At 62.9% G+C, this 18,565-nt stretch carries 17 protein-coding genes; 10 read left to right on the forward strand and 7 right to left on the reverse strand.

Annotation, left to right across the window (positions count from 1 at the left end; all coding sequences use genetic code 11):
* The first annotated feature begins 9 nt into the window (after positions 1 to 9).
* The 3 genes from rplT to pheT all read left to right on the forward strand — a co-directional run bounded on the left by rplT (position 10) and on the right by pheT (position 4,261).
* Positions 10 to 414, forward strand: a complete 405-nt coding sequence (gene rplT / locus FKV68_RS01755) for a 50S ribosomal protein L20 (protein ID WP_012710091.1) — start codon at positions 10 to 12, stop codon at positions 412 to 414.
* A gap of 302 nt (positions 415 to 716) precedes the next feature.
* Positions 717 to 1,799 (forward strand): phenylalanine--tRNA ligase subunit alpha, encoded by a 1,083-nt coding sequence (gene pheS, locus FKV68_RS01760; RefSeq protein WP_180939844.1) that lies wholly within the window; start codon positions 717 to 719, stop codon positions 1,797 to 1,799.
* Positions 1,800 to 1,834: 35 nt separating this feature from the next.
* Positions 1,835 to 4,261: a phenylalanine--tRNA ligase subunit beta gene (gene pheT, locus FKV68_RS01765; RefSeq protein WP_180939845.1), complete on the forward strand. Its 2,427-nt coding sequence runs from the start codon at positions 1,835 to 1,837 to the stop codon at positions 4,259 to 4,261.
* A 70-nt stretch (positions 4,262 to 4,331) separates the two neighbouring features.
* Here the strand turns inward: pheT and FKV68_RS01770 are convergent, their stop codons facing one another.
* Positions 4,332 to 4,691, reverse strand: coding sequence for a nuclear transport factor 2 family protein (locus FKV68_RS01770; protein WP_180939846.1), 360 nt, complete (start codon positions 4,689 to 4,691; stop codon positions 4,332 to 4,334).
* A gap of 215 nt (positions 4,692 to 4,906) precedes the next feature.
* Positions 4,907 to 5,902, reverse strand: a complete 996-nt coding sequence (locus FKV68_RS01775; protein WP_180939847.1) for an aldo/keto reductase — start codon at positions 5,900 to 5,902, stop codon at positions 4,907 to 4,909.
* 182 nt (positions 5,903 to 6,084) lie between these two features.
* On the opposite strand from FKV68_RS01775, the gene FKV68_RS01780 reads away from it, so the two are divergent.
* Positions 6,085 to 6,975: a LysR family transcriptional regulator gene (locus FKV68_RS01780; RefSeq protein ID WP_180939848.1), complete on the forward strand. Its 891-nt coding sequence runs from the start codon at positions 6,085 to 6,087 to the stop codon at positions 6,973 to 6,975.
* A gap of 127 nt (positions 6,976 to 7,102) precedes the next feature.
* Here the strand turns inward: FKV68_RS01780 and FKV68_RS01785 are convergent, their stop codons facing one another.
* Positions 7,103 to 7,594: a YciE/YciF ferroxidase family protein gene (locus FKV68_RS01785; protein ID WP_180939849.1), complete on the reverse strand. Its 492-nt coding sequence runs from the start codon at positions 7,592 to 7,594 to the stop codon at positions 7,103 to 7,105.
* Positions 7,595 to 7,804: 210 nt separating this feature from the next.
* On the opposite strand from FKV68_RS01785, the gene FKV68_RS01790 reads away from it, so the two are divergent.
* Positions 7,805 to 8,575: an SDR family oxidoreductase gene (locus FKV68_RS01790; protein ID WP_180939850.1), complete on the forward strand. Its 771-nt coding sequence runs from the start codon at positions 7,805 to 7,807 to the stop codon at positions 8,573 to 8,575.
* Positions 8,576 to 8,710: 135 nt separating this feature from the next.
* On the forward strand, positions 8,711 to 9,340 hold the full coding sequence (locus FKV68_RS01795) for a hypothetical protein (RefSeq protein ID WP_180939851.1): 630 nt from the start codon (positions 8,711 to 8,713) through the stop codon (positions 9,338 to 9,340).
* 71 nt (positions 9,341 to 9,411) lie between these two features.
* Here the strand turns inward: FKV68_RS01795 and FKV68_RS01800 are convergent, their stop codons facing one another.
* A complete protein-coding gene (locus FKV68_RS01800; RefSeq protein WP_180939852.1) occupies positions 9,412 to 10,362 on the reverse strand; it encodes an aldo/keto reductase in 951 nt (316 codons plus the stop codon).
* Between the two features lie 278 nt (positions 10,363 to 10,640).
* On the opposite strand from FKV68_RS01800, the gene FKV68_RS01805 reads away from it, so the two are divergent.
* Positions 10,641 to 11,627: a Gfo/Idh/MocA family protein gene (locus FKV68_RS01805; RefSeq protein WP_180939853.1), complete on the forward strand. Its 987-nt coding sequence runs from the start codon at positions 10,641 to 10,643 to the stop codon at positions 11,625 to 11,627.
* A gap of 156 nt (positions 11,628 to 11,783) precedes the next feature.
* Positions 11,784 to 12,563, forward strand: a complete 780-nt coding sequence (locus FKV68_RS01810; RefSeq protein ID WP_180939854.1) for a helix-turn-helix domain-containing protein — start codon at positions 11,784 to 11,786, stop codon at positions 12,561 to 12,563.
* Positions 12,564 to 12,606: 43 nt separating this feature from the next.
* On the opposite strand, the gene FKV68_RS01815 is transcribed toward FKV68_RS01810, so the two are convergent.
* The 3 genes from FKV68_RS01815 to FKV68_RS01825 are packed head-to-tail and all read right to left on the reverse strand — an operon-like array spanning position 12,607 to position 14,733.
* Positions 12,607 to 12,972 (reverse strand): DMT family transporter, encoded by a 366-nt coding sequence (locus FKV68_RS01815; protein WP_245181861.1) that lies wholly within the window; start codon positions 12,970 to 12,972, stop codon positions 12,607 to 12,609.
* A gap of 10 nt (positions 12,973 to 12,982) precedes the next feature.
* A complete protein-coding gene (locus FKV68_RS01820) occupies positions 12,983 to 13,678 on the reverse strand; it encodes a class I SAM-dependent methyltransferase (RefSeq protein WP_180939855.1) in 696 nt (231 codons plus the stop codon).
* Between the two features lie 56 nt (positions 13,679 to 13,734).
* On the reverse strand, positions 13,735 to 14,733 hold the full coding sequence (locus FKV68_RS01825) for a glycosyltransferase (protein ID WP_180939856.1): 999 nt from the start codon (positions 14,731 to 14,733) through the stop codon (positions 13,735 to 13,737).
* A 262-nt stretch (positions 14,734 to 14,995) separates the two neighbouring features.
* On the opposite strand from FKV68_RS01825, the gene FKV68_RS01830 reads away from it, so the two are divergent.
* Positions 14,996 to 16,849 carry a hypothetical protein gene (locus tag FKV68_RS01830; protein WP_180939857.1) on the forward strand — a complete coding sequence of 618 codons (1,854 nt, stop codon included), beginning with the start codon at positions 14,996 to 14,998 and terminating at the stop codon, positions 16,847 to 16,849.
* Between the two features lie 78 nt (positions 16,850 to 16,927).
* A complete protein-coding gene (gene xseA, locus FKV68_RS01835) occupies positions 16,928 to 18,526 on the forward strand; it encodes an exodeoxyribonuclease VII large subunit (RefSeq protein WP_180939858.1) in 1,599 nt (532 codons plus the stop codon).
* Positions 18,527 to 18,565 lie beyond the last annotated feature (39 nt).

Raw genomic sequence — 18,565 nt, forward strand, 5'->3', positions numbered from 1 at the left:
GATCATGACATGGCACGTGTAAAACGCGGTGTGACCGCCCACGCCAAGCACAAGAAGACGCTCAAGGCCGCCAAGGGTTTCTACGGCCGCCGCAAGAACACCATTCGCGCCGCCAAGGCAGCGGTGGACCGTTCCAAGCAGTACGCCTACCGCGACCGCAAGGTTAACAAGCGCAACTTCCGCGCTCTCTGGATTCAGCGCATCAACGCTGCTGTCCGTGAATTCGGCCTGACCTACGGCCGCTTCATCGATGGCCTGAACAAAGCTGGTATCGAAGTCGACCGCAAGGTTCTGTCCGACATGGCGATCCATGAGCCGGCAGCATTCGGCGCTCTCGTCGAAGCTTCCAAGAAGGCGCTCGCCTATCTCAAGGAAGCCGGCACGGCAAACGAGTTTGAAAGCGCTGTCCGTTAAGCCAGCGTTTTCCCAAAGCCGTTCTTGAAATTTGTTGGGAAACCCGCGCTGGCAGGGCTGGCGCGGGTTTTTCTATTCGGTGCGTCACTGCATGGTTCCTCAAATCGGAATCGATTTAAGGACAAAATCATGCAGAAACTCAAAGTGCTACAGCGACCTTTGCGCGTCCGATCGGACGCGCGGCGCTGTAGAAGCGCGCCGACGGCAGTGACAGATCTCGTCCACCTCTCGGGCGCGACGCGATCACATTCTTGAAGATTTGAATCGGTAAGAACCGACATTCCCGCATCGAGGCTGCACGGATGAGTGAACTGGAAACATTGGAACGAACATTGCTGGCGGATATCGATGCCGCCGGCGACGAGGGGGCGATCGAGGCGGTGCGCGTCGGTGCACTCGGCAAGAAGGGCTCCATTTCCGAACTCTTGAAGACGCTCGGCACGATGTCGCCGGAGGAGCGTCAGACGCGCGGCGCCCAGATCAATGCGCTGAAGAACACAGTGACGGATGCGATCTCCGCCCGGAAGCTGGCGCTCAAGGATGCCGCAATCGCCGAGCGGCTGGCGCGCGAAACGGTGGACATCAGCCTGCCGGTCCGCTCCTCGCCGGCCGAGCGCGGCCGTATCCATCCGATCAGCCAGATCGTCGACGAGATCACCGCGATCTTCGGCGACATGGGCTTCTCGATTGCCGAAGGGCCGGATATCGAGACGGACTACTACAACTTCACGGCGCTCAACTTCCCCGAAGGTCATCCGGCCCGCGAGATGCACGACACCTTCTTCTTCCAGCCGGACGAGAAGGGCGAGCGCAAGGTGCTGCGCACGCACACCTCGCCGGTGCAAATTCGCACGATGGAAGCGCAGAAGCCGCCGATCCGCATCATCATCCCGGGCAAGACCTACCGGCAGGACTCGGATGCCACCCACTCGCCGATGTTCCACCAGGTCGAGGGCCTGGTGATCGACAGGACGGCGAATGTCGCCAACATGCGCTGGGTGCTCGAAGAATTCTGCAAGACGTTCTTCGAGGTGGATCAGGTGACGATGCGTTTCCGCCCGTCCTTCTTCCCCTTCACCGAGCCGTCCTTCGAGGTCGATATTCAGTGCGACCGTTCCGGGCCGATCGTCAAGTTCGGCGAAGGCACGGACTGGATGGAAATCCTCGGTTGCGGCATGGTCCATCCGAACGTGCTGCGCGCCGGCGGTCTCGATCCGGACGAGTACCAGGGCTTTGCCTGGGGCATGGGCCTCGACCGAATCGCCATGCTGAAATACGGCATGCCGGACCTGCGCGACTTCTTCAACGCCGACGTCCGCTGGATGACGCATTACGGCTTCCGCCCGCTCGACATGCCGACGCTCTTCGGCGGTCTTTCCGCTTGATTACGCGCTGATATTTTTGGGACACAGGTGAAAACATGAAATTCACGCTTTCCTGGCTGAAGGACCATCTGGAAACCGACGCCGCGCTCGAGGAAATCTGCGCCCGCCTGACGATGATCGGGCTGGAAGTGGAGGATGTCGACGACAAGGCGGCGTTCAAGCCCTTCGTCATCGCCAAGGTCGTCTCGGCCGAGCAGCACCCGAATGCCGACAAGCTGAAGGTGCTGATGGTCGACACCGGCAACGGCCAGCCGGTGCAGGTCGTCTGCGGTGCGCCGAACGCACGCAAGGGTCTTGTCGGCGCCTTCGCGGCTCCCGGGACCTATGTGCCCGGCATCGATGTCACGCTCTCGGTCGGCAATATCCGCGGTGTCGAAAGCCGCGGCATGATGTGCTCGGAAAAGGAATTGGAAATCTCCGACGACCACACCGGCATCATCGATCTGCCGGAGGATGCGCCGCTCGGCACGAGCTACGCGGCCTACGCCGGTCTCGACGATCCGGTCATCGAGATCAACCTGACGCCGAACCGGCCGGATTGCACGAGCGTTCACGGCATCGCCCGCGACCTCGCCGCCTCCGGCCTCGGCACGCTGAAGACGCGAGCGGCGCCGTCGTTCGCGGTCGAAGGGGAAACACCGGTCAAGGTGAGACTCGACCTCGGTGAGGACAAGCACCTCTGCCCCGGCTTCGCGCTCCGCCTCGTGTGCGGCGTCAAGAATGGCCCGAGCCCGGCCTGGATGCGCCAGCGGCTGAACGCGATCGGTCTGCAGCCGATCAACGCGCTGGTCGACATCACCAACTACCTGACCTTCGACCAGGGCCGTCCACTGCACGTCTTCGACGCAGCCAAGGTCACCGGCAACCTCACGGTTCGCCGGGCGAAGGAGGGCGAGAGGGTGCTCGCGCTCGATACGCGCGAATACGCTCTGTCGCCCGCCAATGTGGTGATTGCGGACGAGGAAGGCATCGAGTCGATCGGCGGCGTTATGGGCGGCGAGCACTCCGGCTGCGACGAGGCGACCACCGACGTGCTGATCGAATCGGCGCTCTGGGATCCGATGAACATCGCCAAGACAGGCCGCACCCTCGGCATCATCACCGATGCGCGTTATCGTTTTGAGCGCGGCGTCGATCCGGAATACATGGTACCGGGCCTGGAGCGCGCGACCGAACTGGTGCTGGAACTGTGCGGCGGTACGCCTGCCAAGCTGGATGTCGTCGGCTATGAGGGGCATACGCCCAAGGTGGTCGACTTCCCGGTCTCGGAGGTGAAGCGGCTGACGGGGCTCGAGGTCTCGACCGAAGAAAGCGTCTCGATCCTGACCAAGCTCGGCTTCGGCGTCGAAGGCTCCGGCGAGCGCTTCCGCGTCACCGTGCCCTCCTGGCGCCCGGACGTGGATGGCAAGGCGGATCTCGTCGAGGAAGTCATGCGCATTCACGGCGTCGACAACATCGTTGCGGCTCCGCTCGAAAGCCACAATGTCGTCAACGGCAAGATCCTGACGACGCTGCAGATCCGCACGCGCCAGGCCAAGCGCGCGCTCGCAAGTCGCGGCATGCTCGAGGCCGTCACCTGGTCCTTCATCTCGGAGGAGCAGGCGAAGCTCTTCGGTGGCGGCCAACCGGCGCTGAAACTCGCTAACCCGATCGCCGCCGACATGTCGGACATGCGCCCTTCGCTGCTGCCGGGACTACTCACCGCCGCGCAGCGCAATGCCGACAAGGGCTATGGCGACGTCGCGATCTTCGAGGTCTCCGGGACCTATGAGGGGGATGCACCGGAAAACCAGCGCCGTGTCGCCGGTGGCGTCCGCCGCGGTACGGCATCGCTGAACGGCGCCGGCCGGCTCTGGTCGAATGCGGCGAAAGGCGGCGGCAAGCCGGTCGATGTCTTCGACGCCAAGGCCGATGCCATCGCCGTACTCGAGGCTTGCGGTGTGCCGATGGGCAATGTCCAGTTCGAGGCCGGCGGCCCGGGCTGGTATCACCCCGGCCGGTCCGGCACGATCAAGCTCGGTCCGAAGATCGTTCTCGGCAGCTTCGGCGAGTTCCACCCGAAGACGCTCGATGCACTCGACGTGTCGGGCGCGCTTTGCGGTTTCGAGATCTATATCGACGCCATGCCCGAGCCGAAGAAGAAGGCGACGCGCACCAAGCCGGCGCTGGAGCTTTCGCCCTTCCAGGCGGTCAAGCGCGACTTCGCCTTCGTCGTCGACAAGACGGTCGAGGCGGCAGCGATTCTGCGGGCCGCATCCGGCGCGGACCGCAAGCTGGTCACCGGTGTCAACGTCTTCGACGTGTTCGAGGGGGCATCGCTCGGCGAAGGCAAGAAGTCGGTGGCGATCGAGGTGACGATCCAGCCGGTGGAACGCACGCTGACCGACGAGGATTTCGAGGCGCTGACGTCGAAGATCATCGCCAATGTGGCGAAGAGCACCGGCGGCGTGCTTCGCGCCTGATGAAAAGTGAGGGCCGCTGCTGGGCAGCGGCCTTCTCCGTACCGAATGGACCGCTTGTTTGTGAATAGGTCTACGAGTGCACGTGCCAGACCTTGTTGACGATCAGCCACCGTCCGTCGACTTTCAGCAGCGACAGGTAATCCGTATAGCGTGAGCCCGCGAATTCATCGACGACCTTCACGCTCGCCGCGTCGCCGGTGATGTGGATCATCTCCACGTCCATGAGAGGCTGTGTTTCCGGCGGTGCCGAGCCTTCCTTCAGGATCGTCGCGATGAAGGCGTCGCGGGTCAGCCATTCGACGGCGTCGTCATAATTGCCGACGATCGAGGCGTTCGGGTGGAAGGCCTTGCGTAGCGCCGCCTCGTTGGCGAAGGCCATGCCGTCGACGTAGAGGTGGACCACTGCGCTGATCGCCTGCTCTTCGGACATTCCTCATTCCTCCTCTTCGGGGCCGACTGCGCTGGATCACGATGATTTTAGGTCGATTCGAGCTAAAATCATGAACGTGATCGATTCTAATAAGTTAGAGCGGAATGCGGGCGGAAAACCGCACACACTTCTCCTCATCCCGCTCTATAACTAGGGCATCGCAGCCGAATTGCGATGCCCTCCCGCATGCCGGAATGTCCGGAGACGAATGCGTCTTACCGGTTCGTCAGCGCCAGCGACGCCTCGGCGTAGCGCTTGCCGGCAACAAGCGCCGGCGACAGGATCTCGGCGAGTTTGCCGAGTTCGGCGTCGGAAAGCACGATGTCCGCGGCGGCAACATTCTCTTCCAGGTGCCGGATCCTGCGAGCGCCCGGAATCGGCACGATGAAATCGCCCTGGTTGATGACCCAGGCGAGCGCGAGTTGGGCGGTGGTGATGCCTTTTTGCGCCGCCAGCGTTTCGAGCGTCGAGACCAGGGCCGCGTTGGCGCTCAGGTTTTCTGCCTGGAAGCGCGGCAGCGATCGGCGGAAATCGTCGGCGGCGAGATCATCCATCTTGGCGATCGTGCCGGTCAGCATGCCGCGCCCCAGCGGACTGTAGGGAACGAAGCCGATGCCGAGTTCGCGGCAGGTGGAGAGCACCTCCTCTTCCGGGTCGCGCGACCACAGCGAATATTCGCTCTGGACCGCCGCGATCGGGTGGACCGCATGGGCGCGGCGAATGGTGGCGGCACTCGCCTCCGAAAGGCCAAGCGCGCGTACCTTGCCCTCCTTCACGAGCTCCGCCATGGCGCCGACCGTCTCCTCGATCGGCACACTCGGGTCGACGCGGTGCTGGTAATAGAGGTCGATGACATCGGTCCCAAGCCGCTTCAACGAGGCTTCGGCGACGGCTCTAGCGTTTTCCGGCCGCCCGTCGACACCCTTGATCGCCTCGGCCGCCGGTTTGCCGGGCTCGATGCGGAAGCCGAACTTCGTCGCGATCGTCACCCGGTCGCGCCGGTCCTTGAATGCCTTGCCGAGCAGTTTTTCGTTTTCATAGGGGCCATAAACTTCGGCCGTATCGAAGAAGGTTACGCCGAGTTCGACGGCGCGATGGAGCGTGCGGATCGATTCTTGCTCGTCCGCCTCGCCATAGGCGAAGCTCATGCCCATGCAGCCGAGGCCGATGGTCGAGACGGTCAGTTGATTTCCGAGCTTGCGGGTTTTCATGGGAGGTCCTTTCAGGCTGGAACTTGGGGCACCCGGCGGCGCGGGCGACGCGCGCCCAAGAATGGGTTCGCCGGGTAATCTCTTTGTCGATGCCGACGCCCGATGCCGAGGGGAAGATAGGGCGGTCGTTCAAAGCTGAAAATCTCTGTCAATTCTCACGGGTTGTTCTATTATTTCGATCAATGAATCGCACCCAGCTTTCCCAACTCGCCGTCCTGTCCGCCGTCGCTGCGCACGGCAGCTTTCGCGGCGCTGCAAAGGAACTCGGTGTCGCGCCATCCGCCGTCAGCCATGCCGTTGGCAGCCTCGAGGCAAGCCTCGGCGTGCGGCTGCTCGCGCGTACCACGCGCAGCGTCGCGCCGACGGAAGAGGGGCGGCGGCTCCTGGAGCGGTTGCGCCCGGCACTCGACGAAATCGCCCATGCGCTGGAGGCCGCGGCCGAGGCGCGCGAGCGACCCGCCGGGAACCTGCGCATCACCGCCCCCCGCTTTGCCGCCGACCTCATCCTCGCGCCTCGTCTCGGCGCCTTTCTGGATCGCTTTCCCGATATCGTTCTGGAGCTCGCCAACGAAGACGGCTTCACCGACATTGTCGAACAGGGTTACGACGCCGGGATCAGGCTTGGCGAAAGCCTGGAAGCCGACATGATCGCGGTGAAAGTCGGTCCGGACCTGACAAGCGCCGTGGTCGCGGCACCAGCCTATTTCGAACGCCACGGAAGGCCCTCCCACCCGCGCGATCTCGCCGGGCACCGCTGCATCCGCCGGCGCTTTTCGAACGGCACGCTCTATCGTTGGGAATTCGAGAAGGAGGGGGAGGAGATAACGGTCTCGGTGGCCGGTCCTTTGATACTCGGCGAGGACCGGCCGATCATCAAGGCGGCGCTTGGCGGGGCGGGCCTCGCCTACCTCTTCGAAACGCGGGTGGCCGAATACGTCGCGGCGGGCAGACTGGAGCGTGTGCTCGAAGATTGGTGCGCGCCCTATGCCGGCCCCTATCTCTATTATCCCAGCCGTCGCCAGATGCGCCCGGCGCTCAGGGCCTTCATCGATTTCTTCCGGCATGTGGCGTGACGGCGACCGACGCCTACAGAGCCGCGCGTCTTATCAAAGGACGCTGTACACTGTGAATTGCGGCATGTTTTTATCCTAAATCGGCTAGATTTAGGAAACATGCAGTGGCGCCGGCCGCCGCCAACGGTCATGCGGCCTTCTTGTTCGCTTGTGCCAAGGCGAGTTTGGTCAGGTCCTCGTCGGTGACGATCTCTTCCTTGAGCGTGGCATCGAAAAGCGAGACCGCATCCTTCAACCCCATCGTCTTGGCCCAGGACTTCAGGGTGCCGTAGCGCGATATCTCATAATGCTCGACAGCTTGCGCTGCGGAGATGAGGCCGGCGTCAAGCGCCGGTGTGCCCTTGAACTCATCCATGATCTCTTCGCCCTCGGCAATGATACCCTCGATCGCCTCGCAGGTCTTGCCCTGTGCGCGTTTTCCGATCATGTCGAAGACCTGCTGCAGCCGCTCGACATGGGCTTCCGTCTGCTCCCTGTGTTTCTCGAAAGCGGCCTTGAGTTCCGGTGCTTGTGCGCCGCGTGCCATCTTCGGCAAGGCCCTGAGGATCTTTCGCTCGGCGTAGTAGATGTCTTTCAGGGTATCATGGAAGAGGTCGTTCATTGTCTTTTCCTTGGCCATATTCGGCTTCCTTTCGGGTGGGTGGTTTGCGGTAGCGCTCAACGAAACACAGCGGAACCGCATTTGTTCCTGAACCGGCGAATTCGTGGTGTAGATGCGTTTTCCGCGTCGAAATCCGGAAAGACCGGCCTTCTCGCGGCCTCGGGAATCGGGTGGCCGTCCCGCGCCGCATCTGGGATTCCTTTGCCGCTATCGAGAAAGGAACCAGTGATGCCAAGACTTGAAGGAAAAATCGCGATCATAACCGGGGCAAGTTCGGGTATCGGTCGCGCGGCCGCCGTGCTTTTTGCCCGCGAGGGTGCAAAGCTTGTGATCACTGCGCGGCGCGAGCGCGAACTCATCCAGCTTGCGCAGGAAATCGAAGACGAGGGCGGTGAGGCCGCGATGCTCGCCGGGGACATCCGTGACGAAGCCCTGAACGAGGCGCTTGTCGATCTGGCGGTGCGCCGCTTCGGCGGACTGGATATCGCCTTCAACAATGCGGGGACGGTGGGCGCGATGGGCGAACTCCCATCGCTCTCCATCGAGGACTGGCGGAAAACGCTCGACACGAACCTTACGAGCGCTTTCCTTGCAGCCAAGCATCAGATACCTGCGATGGTGGCCCGTGGCGGCGGCTCGCTCGTCTTCACGTCGAGTTTCGTCGGACATACGGCTGGCTTTCCCGGCACCACCGCCTATGCGGCGAGCAAGGCCGGTCTTGTCGGTCTAACGCAGTCGCTGGCGGTCGAATTCGGGGTGCGGGGCGTGCGCGTCAACGCGCTGCTGCCGGGCGGGACCGATACGCCGTCCAACCACGCGAACCTGCCGGGCGCGGCGCCGGAAACGCGGGGTTTCATCGAGGGCCTGCATGCGCTGAAACGGATGGGCCGGCCAGAGGAGATCGCAGAAGCGGCGCTCTATCTCGCGTCCGATTCCGCGAGCTTTGTCACCGCAGCGGCGCTGCTCGTCGATGGCGGCGTCTCGATCAACCGAACCTGATCTTGCAATGATCGAGCGTACTGCATGTTTCCTTAAATCGAATTCGATTTGAGGATAAAAACACAAAGAATTCAAATGGTTACAGCGTCCTTTGCGCATCTCAAAAGACGCGCGGCGCTGCAGGGAGGTCACAGCATGAAGAAACCCGGATCGATGAAATCGCTCGAGGACCTCGGTCGCGTCAGACTCTCGCAAAACTTCTTCCTGCGGGACTTCCTGCACTCCGAGATTGCCGATTTCTATCGCATTCCGAACATTCCGGACGATCCGGATCTCGCCATCGAGGCGGGGAGGAAGCTGTGCGAGGAACTGCTTGAACCGTTGCAGGCGACCTTCGGCCGCCTCCACATCCGCTCCGCCTATCGGAACCGGGCGGTCAACGCCTTCGGCAATGCCAACAAGCTCAATTGCTCCACCAATGCGGCGACAGCGGCGGACCACATATGGGACATGCGCGACGCCGACGGATGCATGGGCGCAACCACCTGCATCGTCATTCCCTGGGTCTGGGATCGGGAGCGTGAGGGCGGCGGCTGGCAGAGCCTTGCCTGGTGGATCCACGACCACCTTCCTTATGCCTCCCTCTGCTTCTTTCCAAAACTGTGGGCCTTCAACATCCAGTGGCACGAGAGGCCGCGCCGCGCCATCCGAAGCTATGCCGAGCCGCGCGGGCTTTTGACGAAGCCGGGCATGGCCAACCACGAGGGCAGCCACGCACAGCACTATGCCGGCTTTCCGCCGCCTGCGAAGACAGCGGATTTGTAACTCGCCCCTCCCGAATCCTGTTCAGTGAGAGCCGGTGGGGAGGGCTTGCGTCGCGCGTCGCCCGCTTCCCGCTATTCGCTCACGTCGTTCAGTCTGCCGATTGCTTCGTCGGAAAGCTTCAGTTCGGCAGACTTCACCAGACTCGCCAGTTGATCGAGATTGGTCGCGCTGGCGATCGGCGCGATCACGCCTTTGCGGGCGATGATCCAGGCAAGTGCGATTTCCGCCTGTTTCGCCCCGGTTTCCTCGGTAATTTCATCCAGGACGCCGAGTATGCGCATGCCGCGCCCGTCGAGGTATTTTTCGACGCCGCCGCCGCGCGCCGAGCCTTCGAGGTCCATGTGCGAGCGGTATTTGCCGGAGAGGAACCCCCTCGCCAGGCTGAAATAGGTGATGACGCCGATTCCCTCGGCGATGCAGAGGTCGCGCAGGGGGCCGTCATAGGACGCCCGGTCGTAGAGATTGTATTCCGGCTGCAGCACGGTGTAGCGTGGCAGTCCCTCCGTCGCCGAGACGTCGAGGGCGTTGCGCAGCTGTGTCGCATCGAGGTTCGATGCGCCGATGGCGCGGATCTTGCCTTGAGCGAGAAGCGCATCATAGGCGGCAAGCGTTTCCTCATAAGGCGTCTCTGGGTCCGGCCAATGCGACAGGTAGAGGTCGATATGGTCGGTCTGCAGACGGCGCAGCGAATCCTCGACCGCCTGCATGATCCAGCGCCGCGAAAGGCCCTTTCGGTCCGGCCCCAGCTCCGACCCGACCTTGGTGACGATGACCGCCTCGTCTCTCGCACGGCCTGACTGCTTCAGCCACTTGCCGATGATCGTTTCGGATTCTCCACCCTTGTTTCCGGGCACCCATGACGAGTAGACGTCTGCTGTATCGACGGCGTTGAAGCCGGCGTCGAAGAAGGCGTCGAGCAAGGCGAAGGATGTCTTATCGTCCGCTGTCCAGCCGAAGACGTTGCCGCCAAAAACGAGCGGCGCAATCGAGAGGCCGCTGCGGCCAAGTCTGCGCTTTTCCATGGTTTCGCTCCACAAGGTTGGATGAAAACAAGTCTGCGATCGGGAGGATTGCGGGCTGAAGATAGGCCACCATTGCGCAGAATGACACCTGCCGACAGACGTTTTTCTGCGCGTCGCAAGTTGCTAGGTACGTACCTCGGAGCTAGAGCGCCGCGCGTTCAAGTGAACGCGCAAAGGAGGCTCTAGAACTTTGAGTCTAGAGCCCCTCTTCTGCTTTCGGTAATTCCACTCGACAGCAGGATGCTCTAGTGTCGGCGCAGCCAAGAAGGAGACTAGCCATGCTGCGTTTCGGAATTCTGTCGACGGCCAAGATCGGCCGCGAACTCGTCGTGCCTGCCATTCAGGATGCGGAAAACTGCGTGGTCTCGGCGATCGCCAGCCGCGATTTCGCCAAGGCGAGAGAGATGGCCGATCGTTTCTCCGTGCCGCATGCGTTTGGATCCTACGAGGAAATGCTGGCATCCGACGCGATCGATGCCGTCTACATTCCGCTGCCGACCTCGCAGCACGTGGATTGGACGATCAAGGCCGCCGATGCCGGCAAGCACGTGCTCTGCGAGAAGCCGATCGCGCTCAAGGCGGAGGAGATCGACGCGCTGATTGCGGCGCGCGACCGCAACAAGGTACTGGTTTCGGAAGCCTTCATGGTGACCTACAGCCCGGTGTGGCGGAAGGTGCGCTCGCTGCTTGCAGAAGGAGCGATCGGCAAGCTCAGGCATGTGCAAGGGGCGTTTACGTATTACAATCGGGATCCCGGTAACATGCGCAACGTCCCCCAACTCGGCGGCGGGGGCCTGCCCGATATCGGCGTCTATCCGACGATCACGACCCGTTTCGTGACCGGCAAGGAGCCGGTTCGCGTTCAGGCCAATACCGATCGCGACCCGGAATTCGGCACGGACATCTATTCGAGCGTGCGGGCCGACTTCGGTGATTTCGAGCTGAGCTTCTACATCTCGACCCAGCTTGCCGCCCGCCAGGTCATGGTCTTCCACGGCGACAAGGGCTACATCGAGGTGAAGTCGCCCTTCAACGCGGACCGCTACGGCCGCGAGGAAGTGGAACTCACCAACCAGAACCACGGTCAGTCGCAGCTCTTCCGCTTCCAGGATGCGCGCCAGTACAAGCTCGAAGCGGAGGCATTCTCGCGTGCGGCAACCGGGCAGCCGGAGGAAGTGGTGACACTCGAGAACTCACGCCTCAATCAGAAGCTCATCGATGCCATCTACCGGGCGAGCGAAAAGGACGGCTGGGAGACGGTCTGAATCCATAGCGTTAGCCGGCGAATGATGGCCCGCCTCGCGCGGGCCATTTGTTGGAAGCGTCTCCTGCAGCGGGTGAACATCAGGCCAGCTACCTCCGAGGTAATGGATTTTGCGCTTCGATCGGACCAAGCTGCCGGCGCAACGGAGGAAAGGCTAATGGAGTTCGGCCGTCACCTGAAGGAATGGCGCGGGCATCGCCGCATGAGCCAGCTCGATCTCGCCGTTGCCGCAGGAATTTCCGCGCGCCATCTTTCGTTCCTGGAAACCGGTCGCTCGAAACCGTCCGAAGGGATGATCCTGCGGCTGGCGTCGGTGCTCGATATTCCGGCCCGGGATCAGGGCTCGCTGTTTACCGCCGCAGGCTACCGGCCGCGGATGACGACGCGTCCCGCTCGTGGGCTCGATGCCATGCCTCCAGCCGTCGCAAGCGCGATCCGGCTGATGCTCGACCGCCATGCTCCCTATCCCGGTCTCGTCTTTGACCATGAATACACCGTGCTGCTTACGACTCCCGCCTTTGCCGCCCTTGCGGAAGCCACGAAGGTTCCCGTCAACCCCGGCCAGAACTTCCTCGACGCCTTCCTCGGATCGGAGAACATCCGCGCGCTCGTCATCAACTGGGAGGCGGCCGCCGCGGACCTGGTCCAACGCGTGCGCATGGAGGCATGGCTGCAGGGGCCACGCAGCCCGCTGCAAAGGCGGTTGGAACGTCTGGTCCTCGATCCGGCGGTCGCCCGGGCAATCGACAACTGTCCCGACACCGACCGGCTGCCGGTGCTGCCCATCGAACTGCGCGTCGGCGCGGCTGAACTGCGCTTCATCACCACGCTTTCGACCTTCGGCTCGACTCAGGACGCGCTCGTCGAAGGCGTGCTGATCGAATCCTTCTTTCCGGCGGACGACGCGACGCGCCGCTTCTTCGAACATCCGGATTGATGTTTGGCCGAAGCGAGGACGGATTTGTCGAGCGCGACGGGATTCAGGAATTTATGACGATCATACCGCCGATGATAAGCGCTGCGCCGGCGGCATAGCGAATGGTGAGCGCTTCGCCGAGAAAAAGGGCCGCGAACAGCGGGACGAAGCAGAACGTCAGCGCCATGAAGGAATAGGCAAGCGTCAGCGGCACGGATCTCAAGGTGAAGATCCAGATGATCGTACCGAGGCCATAGAGCGCGAGCGCGGCAAGAAGCGTTGGATTTGCGACCAGCGCGGTCAGGCCCTGGAAATCGAATCCGCCCGTTCTGGCGCTGGTCAGCTTGAACAGGATCTGCCCGGTCGAAATCAGGATCGGCGTGAAAATCAGTCCGAACCAGACGGCGGGCGCGAGGTTGAAAGCCATCATCCGCGCGGCCTCACGACTTGTCTTCACGATAGAAAATATCGCGCCCGATATCGATGCACTCATGGCGCTCCGGCACCGGATGCATCGCCCGCAGGAAAGAATGCGTGTAGGGGAAGAAATTGAAATGCGGGTTGAAGGTGTAGCGGTATTCCCGTTCGCGCGGCACGACGATGATCACCCGCTGGCGCGCGATACGCCGGAGCTCCGAGATCGCCCGGCGATAGTCGAGAATATGTTCGATCACATGGGTGCAGACGACCGTATCGAACTCCCCATCAGAAAACGGCAGTTCCTCGATCTTGGCGGCGACATACTCGACGCCGTCGATCGCAGCGGCATCGTCAATGGCGAAATCGACGCCGGCGAGCCGCTCAAGGGCCGGATTGGCGCTTCTGATCCGCTTCAAAAGCGCGCCGGTGCCGCAGCCGACGTCGCAGACGCTGCTGCCGCGAATCTCGGCCGTGATCTTGCGGATGCAGGCCTCGGAATTGTCGGTTCCCTCGTGCACGCGCGGATGCTGCCGGTAAAGCTGTTCATACTCCGCGGCCGAGAGGAACGGCGCCCGCTCGCGAAAGCGAGCAAGATGCGAGATATGATCGCCCCAGGCAAGACTCGCCACCCGCTTAAAGAGGCGCGAGTCGCGCAGGATGGGTGGGACAACGTCCTCGATGACGAAGCGTATGCGGTTTGTCGTTTCCCGATTCATCGGCAATGTCCCTCGAGCAATCCGTCCGGAATTGCGTAAGTTCAAAGAGTTAGGTCTCAGGTGGTAGCCTTCCTGCCCTGCCGCTTCGGCAGGGAGACAGGAATTGCCGACGATTTTTCAGCGTCGTGCGGTCTTTGCCGGGCGATCGTCATGTAGTGGATCCGCAACTGCTCCGTTCGGGCGCGCGAGACAGAATCGAGAATGAGGCCGGCGGTGAAAAGCATGATCGCCACCAGCATGAGCGCCATCGAAAAGACCCAGGTCGGCAGGCGCGGTACGAGTCCCGTTGCGAAATATTCGGTGAGAACCGGCACCATGAAGGCGAGGCTTGTGGTGAGGAAGGCGGCGCCGATCAGGCTAAAAAACGCGAATGGCCGCGTCTCCTTCATCAGCATGGCAAACATCCAGAGGATCTTGGTCCCATCCCTGAAGGTCGAGAGCTTAGAATGGGAACCCTCGGGTCGCCGGCCATAGTCGAGCTCAAGTTCGGTGACGGGCAACTTGAGCCGGGATGCATGCACGGACATTTCCGTTTCGATTTCGAATCCGTTGGAGACGGCGGGAAAGCTCTTCACGAAGCGGCGCGAAAACGCCCGGTAGCCGGAGAAGATATCACTGAAATCGGTACCGAAGATCGAACGATAAAGGAGATTGAAGATGCGGTTGCCGAAGGCGTGACCCTGGCGCCCCGCTTCAAACCGGATATGCCTGCGGGTTCCGACGACCATGTCCGCCTGCTCGGTCAGAAGTGTGCGAATGAGGTCTTCGGCGTCCGCAGGAGAGTATGTGCCGTCCCCGTCCGCCATGACATAGATGTCCGCGTCGATGTCGGCGAACATGCGCCGGACGACGTGGCCCTTGCCCTGGCGGCGCTCGCGTACGACCGCGGCGCCGGCGAGCATCGCCTGCAGCGGCGTGCCGTCGATCGAATTGTTGTCGTAGACATAGATGCGCGCGGATGGCAGCGCCGCCCTGAAGTCGCGCACGAGCTGACCGATCGTCGATGCCTCGTTGTAGCAAGGCAGGAGAACGGCGATGTCTAGCTGCTCGGACATGGATGCTGCTCCGGTGGCGGGAACCGGTGCGATCCTACACGCGAGGCGGTTAACAACACGCTATGGCTGTCTGGGGCATCGAGCGCGCGATCGAGAAAACGCCTCAGCCACGGCTTTACGCTTTCTTGATTGGCGCTCGCTAGGATTGCGGCACACTTCAAGCGAAGCCGTACCGTTCTTCGCATCAGGTTGATTGATCACGCAGCGCTTGGATTGCGTCAATCCAAGCGCGGCAATGGTTCCGGCGGCGGTGGACAGTCCGATGGCAGAGACGGTTGGAACATTGATGGCGCCGGATGAGCACGCGGGGGCAAGGCACCTTCCGCTGTGGTCGCGATTGTGGTGGATGGTGTTCGCCTACGGTCTGCCGGTCATTGCCTTTTTCGCCGTCCGGATGCTGCGCGCCGAGGACTATGTCGGCCGCGACAACGACGATACGATGCGACTCGTTCAGGTCCGCGACCTGTTGGCCGGGCAAAGCTGGTTCGACCTGACCCAGATGCGGCTCGGCCTTGACGGCGGCACGTTGATGCACTGGTCGCGTCTCATCGACCTGCCGCTTGCCGCACTCATCTCCCTCTTCGAGCCGATCGCCGGTGCCGAGCGAGCCGAAATGATCGCCTTGGCGACCTGGCCGTTTCTGCTGGTCTTGCCGCTGCTTTCGGTCATGGGGCTGGCGGGCAGGCGGATCGGCGGTCCGCAATGCATGCATTTCTGCCTCGGATTGACTGCGATCTTCGCCGCGACCAGCAACCGCTTTCTCGCGGGCGCGATCGATCACCACAATGTCCAGCTCGTCCTGGTGGCGACAATGGCGGCGATGGTGGTCGACCCGCGATATCGGGCGATCAACTTCGCGATCGCCGGTGCCGCCGCGGCCCTGGCGATCGCCATCGGCGTCGAGACGACACCCTTCGTGGCGGCGATATGCCTCGTCGTCGCTGTCATCTGGGCCTGGGAGGGGCAGGTGTTCGCCCCTGCCGCCGTCGCCTTCGGCGCGGCCCTGGCGACCGCCGTGAGCGCCGCTTTTTTCCTGACTGTATCCCCGCATCTCTATCGCGCAGTTACCTGCGATAGTCTCTCGATCGCATTCTATGCCTTGTCGGCGACGGGCGGCGTCTTGCTTGCCGGTGCGGCGGTCGTCGCAAGCCGCCTTGGCCGCCTCGCGCGGTTTGCGGTTCTCGCCGTCAACGGCGTCGTGATCGCCGGCGTGCTTCTCGCCACCGCCCCGGAGTGCCTGCGAAATCCGCTCTCAGATCTTGATCCGCTCCTGCGCGAGCTGTGGCTGGACCGGGTTATCGAGGCGCGATCTTTCCTGGTCATCGCGGGGCAGGATCCGGGCAGCCTCGGCGGCTTCTATGCCGCAGGCCTCTTTGCCGTCGGGCTTTGCCTTTGGCGTATCTGGCGGGGCGAGCGCACGGGCTTGTTCCTCATCCTGCTGGCCATGATTCTCGTCAATTGGGCCATTGCACTGATGCAGGTTCGCGCGGCTGTGTTCTCCAATCTCTTGTCCGTACTGCCGATCGCACTTCTGCTCGTCGAGCTGAGATCAAAGACGATGCAGGAGAACGGCGGTCCGTTCGCATCCGTCACCTACGTCTTGGCCGTGCTCGTTTCCGTCCCGGCTGTCTGGGCGCTGGCGGGGGAACTGGCGGTTAACGGCGTCAAGGAAGTGGCAGGCGGGGCGGTCAACGGGCAGCAGAGCGCGGATCGCTGCTATACGGCGGCGGCAATGGCGGATCTGCAGAAGATCGAGCCCACCCTTGTTGTCGATCCGTCGAACATGGGCGCTTCGATCCTGCGCTTCACAGCGCATCGCGCCTTGAGCGCCCCTTATCACAGGAATCCGCAAGGCATGCTGGCTGAACTGCGGATCGGATTGGCGGCACCGGATAAGGCGGCGCCGATGCTGAAGGCTCTGGGCGACCCGGTGTTGGCCTTCTGTGCGGACGACCCGCAGACACGAACGATCGCCAGGAGGGAGCCCAAGGGGTTTTATGGCCGTCTCGCCGCCGGAGAAATACCGGATTTCCTCGAACCCTTGCCGGTTACCGCGGGGACGGGCGTGAAACTCTTTCGGCTCAAGGCAAATATTCTACCGCAGGTCGCGGAATGAGCCGCGATTGGCAGAAAAACGGTAGAAAGGCAGCGTGCGGCTGCTGATCTTCGCGGCGCTGTCGGTTACAAAGGGCGCATGAACTCGTTCTTCGATTCTCCTGCGCCGTCCAATCTCGCCGAATATTCGGTCTCGGAGCTTTCCGGCTCGATCAAGCGCACGGTCGAGCAGGCGTTCGACCAGGTTCGCGTGCGCGGCGAGATCTCCGGTTATCGTGGTCCGCACTCGTCGGGCCACGCCTATTTTTCGCTGAAGGATGATCGCGCCCGCATCGACGCGGTGATCTGGAAAAGCGCGTTCTCGCGGCTGAAGTTCCGCCCGGAAGAGGGGATGGAGGTTATCGCGACTGGCAAGGTCACGACCTTCCCCGGCTCGTCCAAATACCAGATCGTCATCGAATCCTTGGAGCCGGCCGGCGCCGGCGCGTTGATGGCGCTGCTTGAGGAACGCAAGCGCAAGCTCGCGGCCGAAGGCCTGTTCGAGGCAGGGCGCAAGCGGCCGCTGCCCTTCATGCCCAAGGTGATCGGCGTGGTGACCTCGCCGACCGGCGCCGTCATCCGCGATATTCTCCACCGGATTGCCGATCGTTTCCCGGTTCATGTCGTCGTCTGGCCGGTGCGTGTGCAGGGCGACGGATCTGGCGAGGAAGTGGCAGCCGCCATTCAAGGCTTCAATGCGTTCGAAATCGGCGGGCCCATTCCGCGGCCGGACGTGCTGATCGTCGCCCGCGGCGGCGGCAGCCTTGAAGACCTCTGGAGCTTCAACGACGAGGCCGTCGTGCGCGCGGCCGCCGCATCCGCTATTCCGCTGATCTCGGCGGTCGGCCACGAGACCGACTGGACCCTGATCGACTATGCCGCCGACCAGCGGGCGCCGACGCCGACTGGTGCGGCCGAAATGGCCGTACCGGTAAAGGCCGACCTCGAGGCGGAGGTGTCGGCGCTGTCGGCGCGGCTGAAGGCGGCCGCCGGGCGACAGATGGAGAACCGCCGGCAGGCGGTGCGCTCGCTTTCGCGGGCTCTGCCTTCGCTCGATCAGCTGCTGGCTCTGCCCCGACGCCGTTTCGATGAGGCGTCGGCCGGCCTTGGCCGCGGCTTGCAAATGAACACCGCCAATAAGCGCCGTGCCTTCGAGCGGATAGGTGCGCATCTCCGCTCGGATCTGCTGACGACGCGGATCAGCGATCGCCGGCGGCGTCTCTCGGAGGCGATGAACCGTGCCGAGTGGATCGTCGAGCGCCAGGTCCATCGCGGCCAGTCGCGCGTCTCCGCCGCCGACGCCTCGCTTCGCGCCCTGCCGTCGCGCCTCATCGGACAGATCCACCGCGCCTCCGATCGCGTCGCGGGCCTTCGCGCCCGGTCTGATGCTGCAATCGCCGGCGAAATGCGCAGGCTCAAGGGTGTGCTCACCGCGCAGGACCGGGTGCTGCAATCGCTGTCTTATCGCAATGTGCTCAAGCGCGGCTTCGCGCTGGTGCGCGATGCGGCGGGCCAGCCGGTGAAACAGGCGGCGACGGTCGCGCCCGGCATGGCGCTTTCGCTGGAGTTTGCGGATGGCAGCGTGTCGGCGGTCGCAGGCGAGGGCGGCGCGCCCCCGTCGCCGCAAGAGCCGAAAAAGCGTCCGTCACGATCGCCGGAGCCTGCCTCCGGGCCGCCCAAGCAGGGCAGCCTGTTTTAAGCAAAGCGTGATGCGACAGCGGATGAGGAAAGCGTGCGC

This window comes from Sinorhizobium mexicanum (genome assembly GCF_013488225.1).
Taxonomy (GTDB): Bacteria; Pseudomonadota; Alphaproteobacteria; order Rhizobiales; family Rhizobiaceae; genus Sinorhizobium; species Sinorhizobium mexicanum.

What these genes read in the sequence shown, in the direction of transcription:
- FKV68_RS01805 (WP_180939853.1), top strand. Translation starts at nt 10,641, where the DNA reads ATGCTGCGTTTCGGAATTCTGTCGACGGCCAAGATCGGCCGCGAACTC.
- xseA (WP_180939858.1), top strand. Translation starts at nt 16,928, where the DNA reads ATGAACTCGTTCTTCGATTCTCCTGCGCCGTCCAATCTCGCCGAATAT.
- FKV68_RS01770 (WP_180939846.1), bottom strand. Translation starts at nt 4,691, where the DNA reads ATGTCCGAAGAGCAGGCGATCAGCGCAGTGGTCCACCTCTACGTCGAC.
- FKV68_RS01825 (WP_180939856.1), bottom strand. Translation starts at nt 14,733, where the DNA reads ATGTCCGAGCAGCTAGACATCGCCGTTCTCCTGCCTTGCTACAACGAG.
- pheT (WP_180939845.1), top strand. Translation starts at nt 1,835, where the DNA reads ATGAAATTCACGCTTTCCTGGCTGAAGGACCATCTGGAAACCGACGCC.
- pheS (WP_180939844.1), top strand. Translation starts at nt 717, where the DNA reads ATGAGTGAACTGGAAACATTGGAACGAACATTGCTGGCGGATATCGAT.
- rplT (WP_012710091.1), top strand. Translation starts at nt 10, where the DNA reads ATGGCACGTGTAAAACGCGGTGTGACCGCCCACGCCAAGCACAAGAAG.
- FKV68_RS01780 (WP_180939848.1), top strand. Translation starts at nt 6,085, where the DNA reads ATGAATCGCACCCAGCTTTCCCAACTCGCCGTCCTGTCCGCCGTCGCT.
- FKV68_RS01815 (WP_245181861.1), bottom strand. Translation starts at nt 12,972, where the DNA reads ATGATGGCTTTCAACCTCGCGCCCGCCGTCTGGTTCGGACTGATTTTC.
- FKV68_RS01810 (WP_180939854.1), top strand. Translation starts at nt 11,784, where the DNA reads ATGGAGTTCGGCCGTCACCTGAAGGAATGGCGCGGGCATCGCCGCATG.
- FKV68_RS01820 (WP_180939855.1), bottom strand. Translation starts at nt 13,678, where the DNA reads ATGAATCGGGAAACGACAAACCGCATACGCTTCGTCATCGAGGACGTT.
- FKV68_RS01785 (WP_180939849.1), bottom strand. Translation starts at nt 7,594, where the DNA reads ATGGCCAAGGAAAAGACAATGAACGACCTCTTCCATGATACCCTGAAA.
- FKV68_RS01795 (WP_180939851.1), top strand. Translation starts at nt 8,711, where the DNA reads ATGAAGAAACCCGGATCGATGAAATCGCTCGAGGACCTCGGTCGCGTC.
- FKV68_RS01830 (WP_180939857.1), top strand. Translation starts at nt 14,996, where the DNA reads ATGGCAGAGACGGTTGGAACATTGATGGCGCCGGATGAGCACGCGGGG.
- FKV68_RS01790 (WP_180939850.1), top strand. Translation starts at nt 7,805, where the DNA reads ATGCCAAGACTTGAAGGAAAAATCGCGATCATAACCGGGGCAAGTTCG.
- FKV68_RS01800 (WP_180939852.1), bottom strand. Translation starts at nt 10,362, where the DNA reads ATGGAAAAGCGCAGACTTGGCCGCAGCGGCCTCTCGATTGCGCCGCTC.
- FKV68_RS01775 (WP_180939847.1), bottom strand. Translation starts at nt 5,902, where the DNA reads ATGAAAACCCGCAAGCTCGGAAATCAACTGACCGTCTCGACCATCGGC.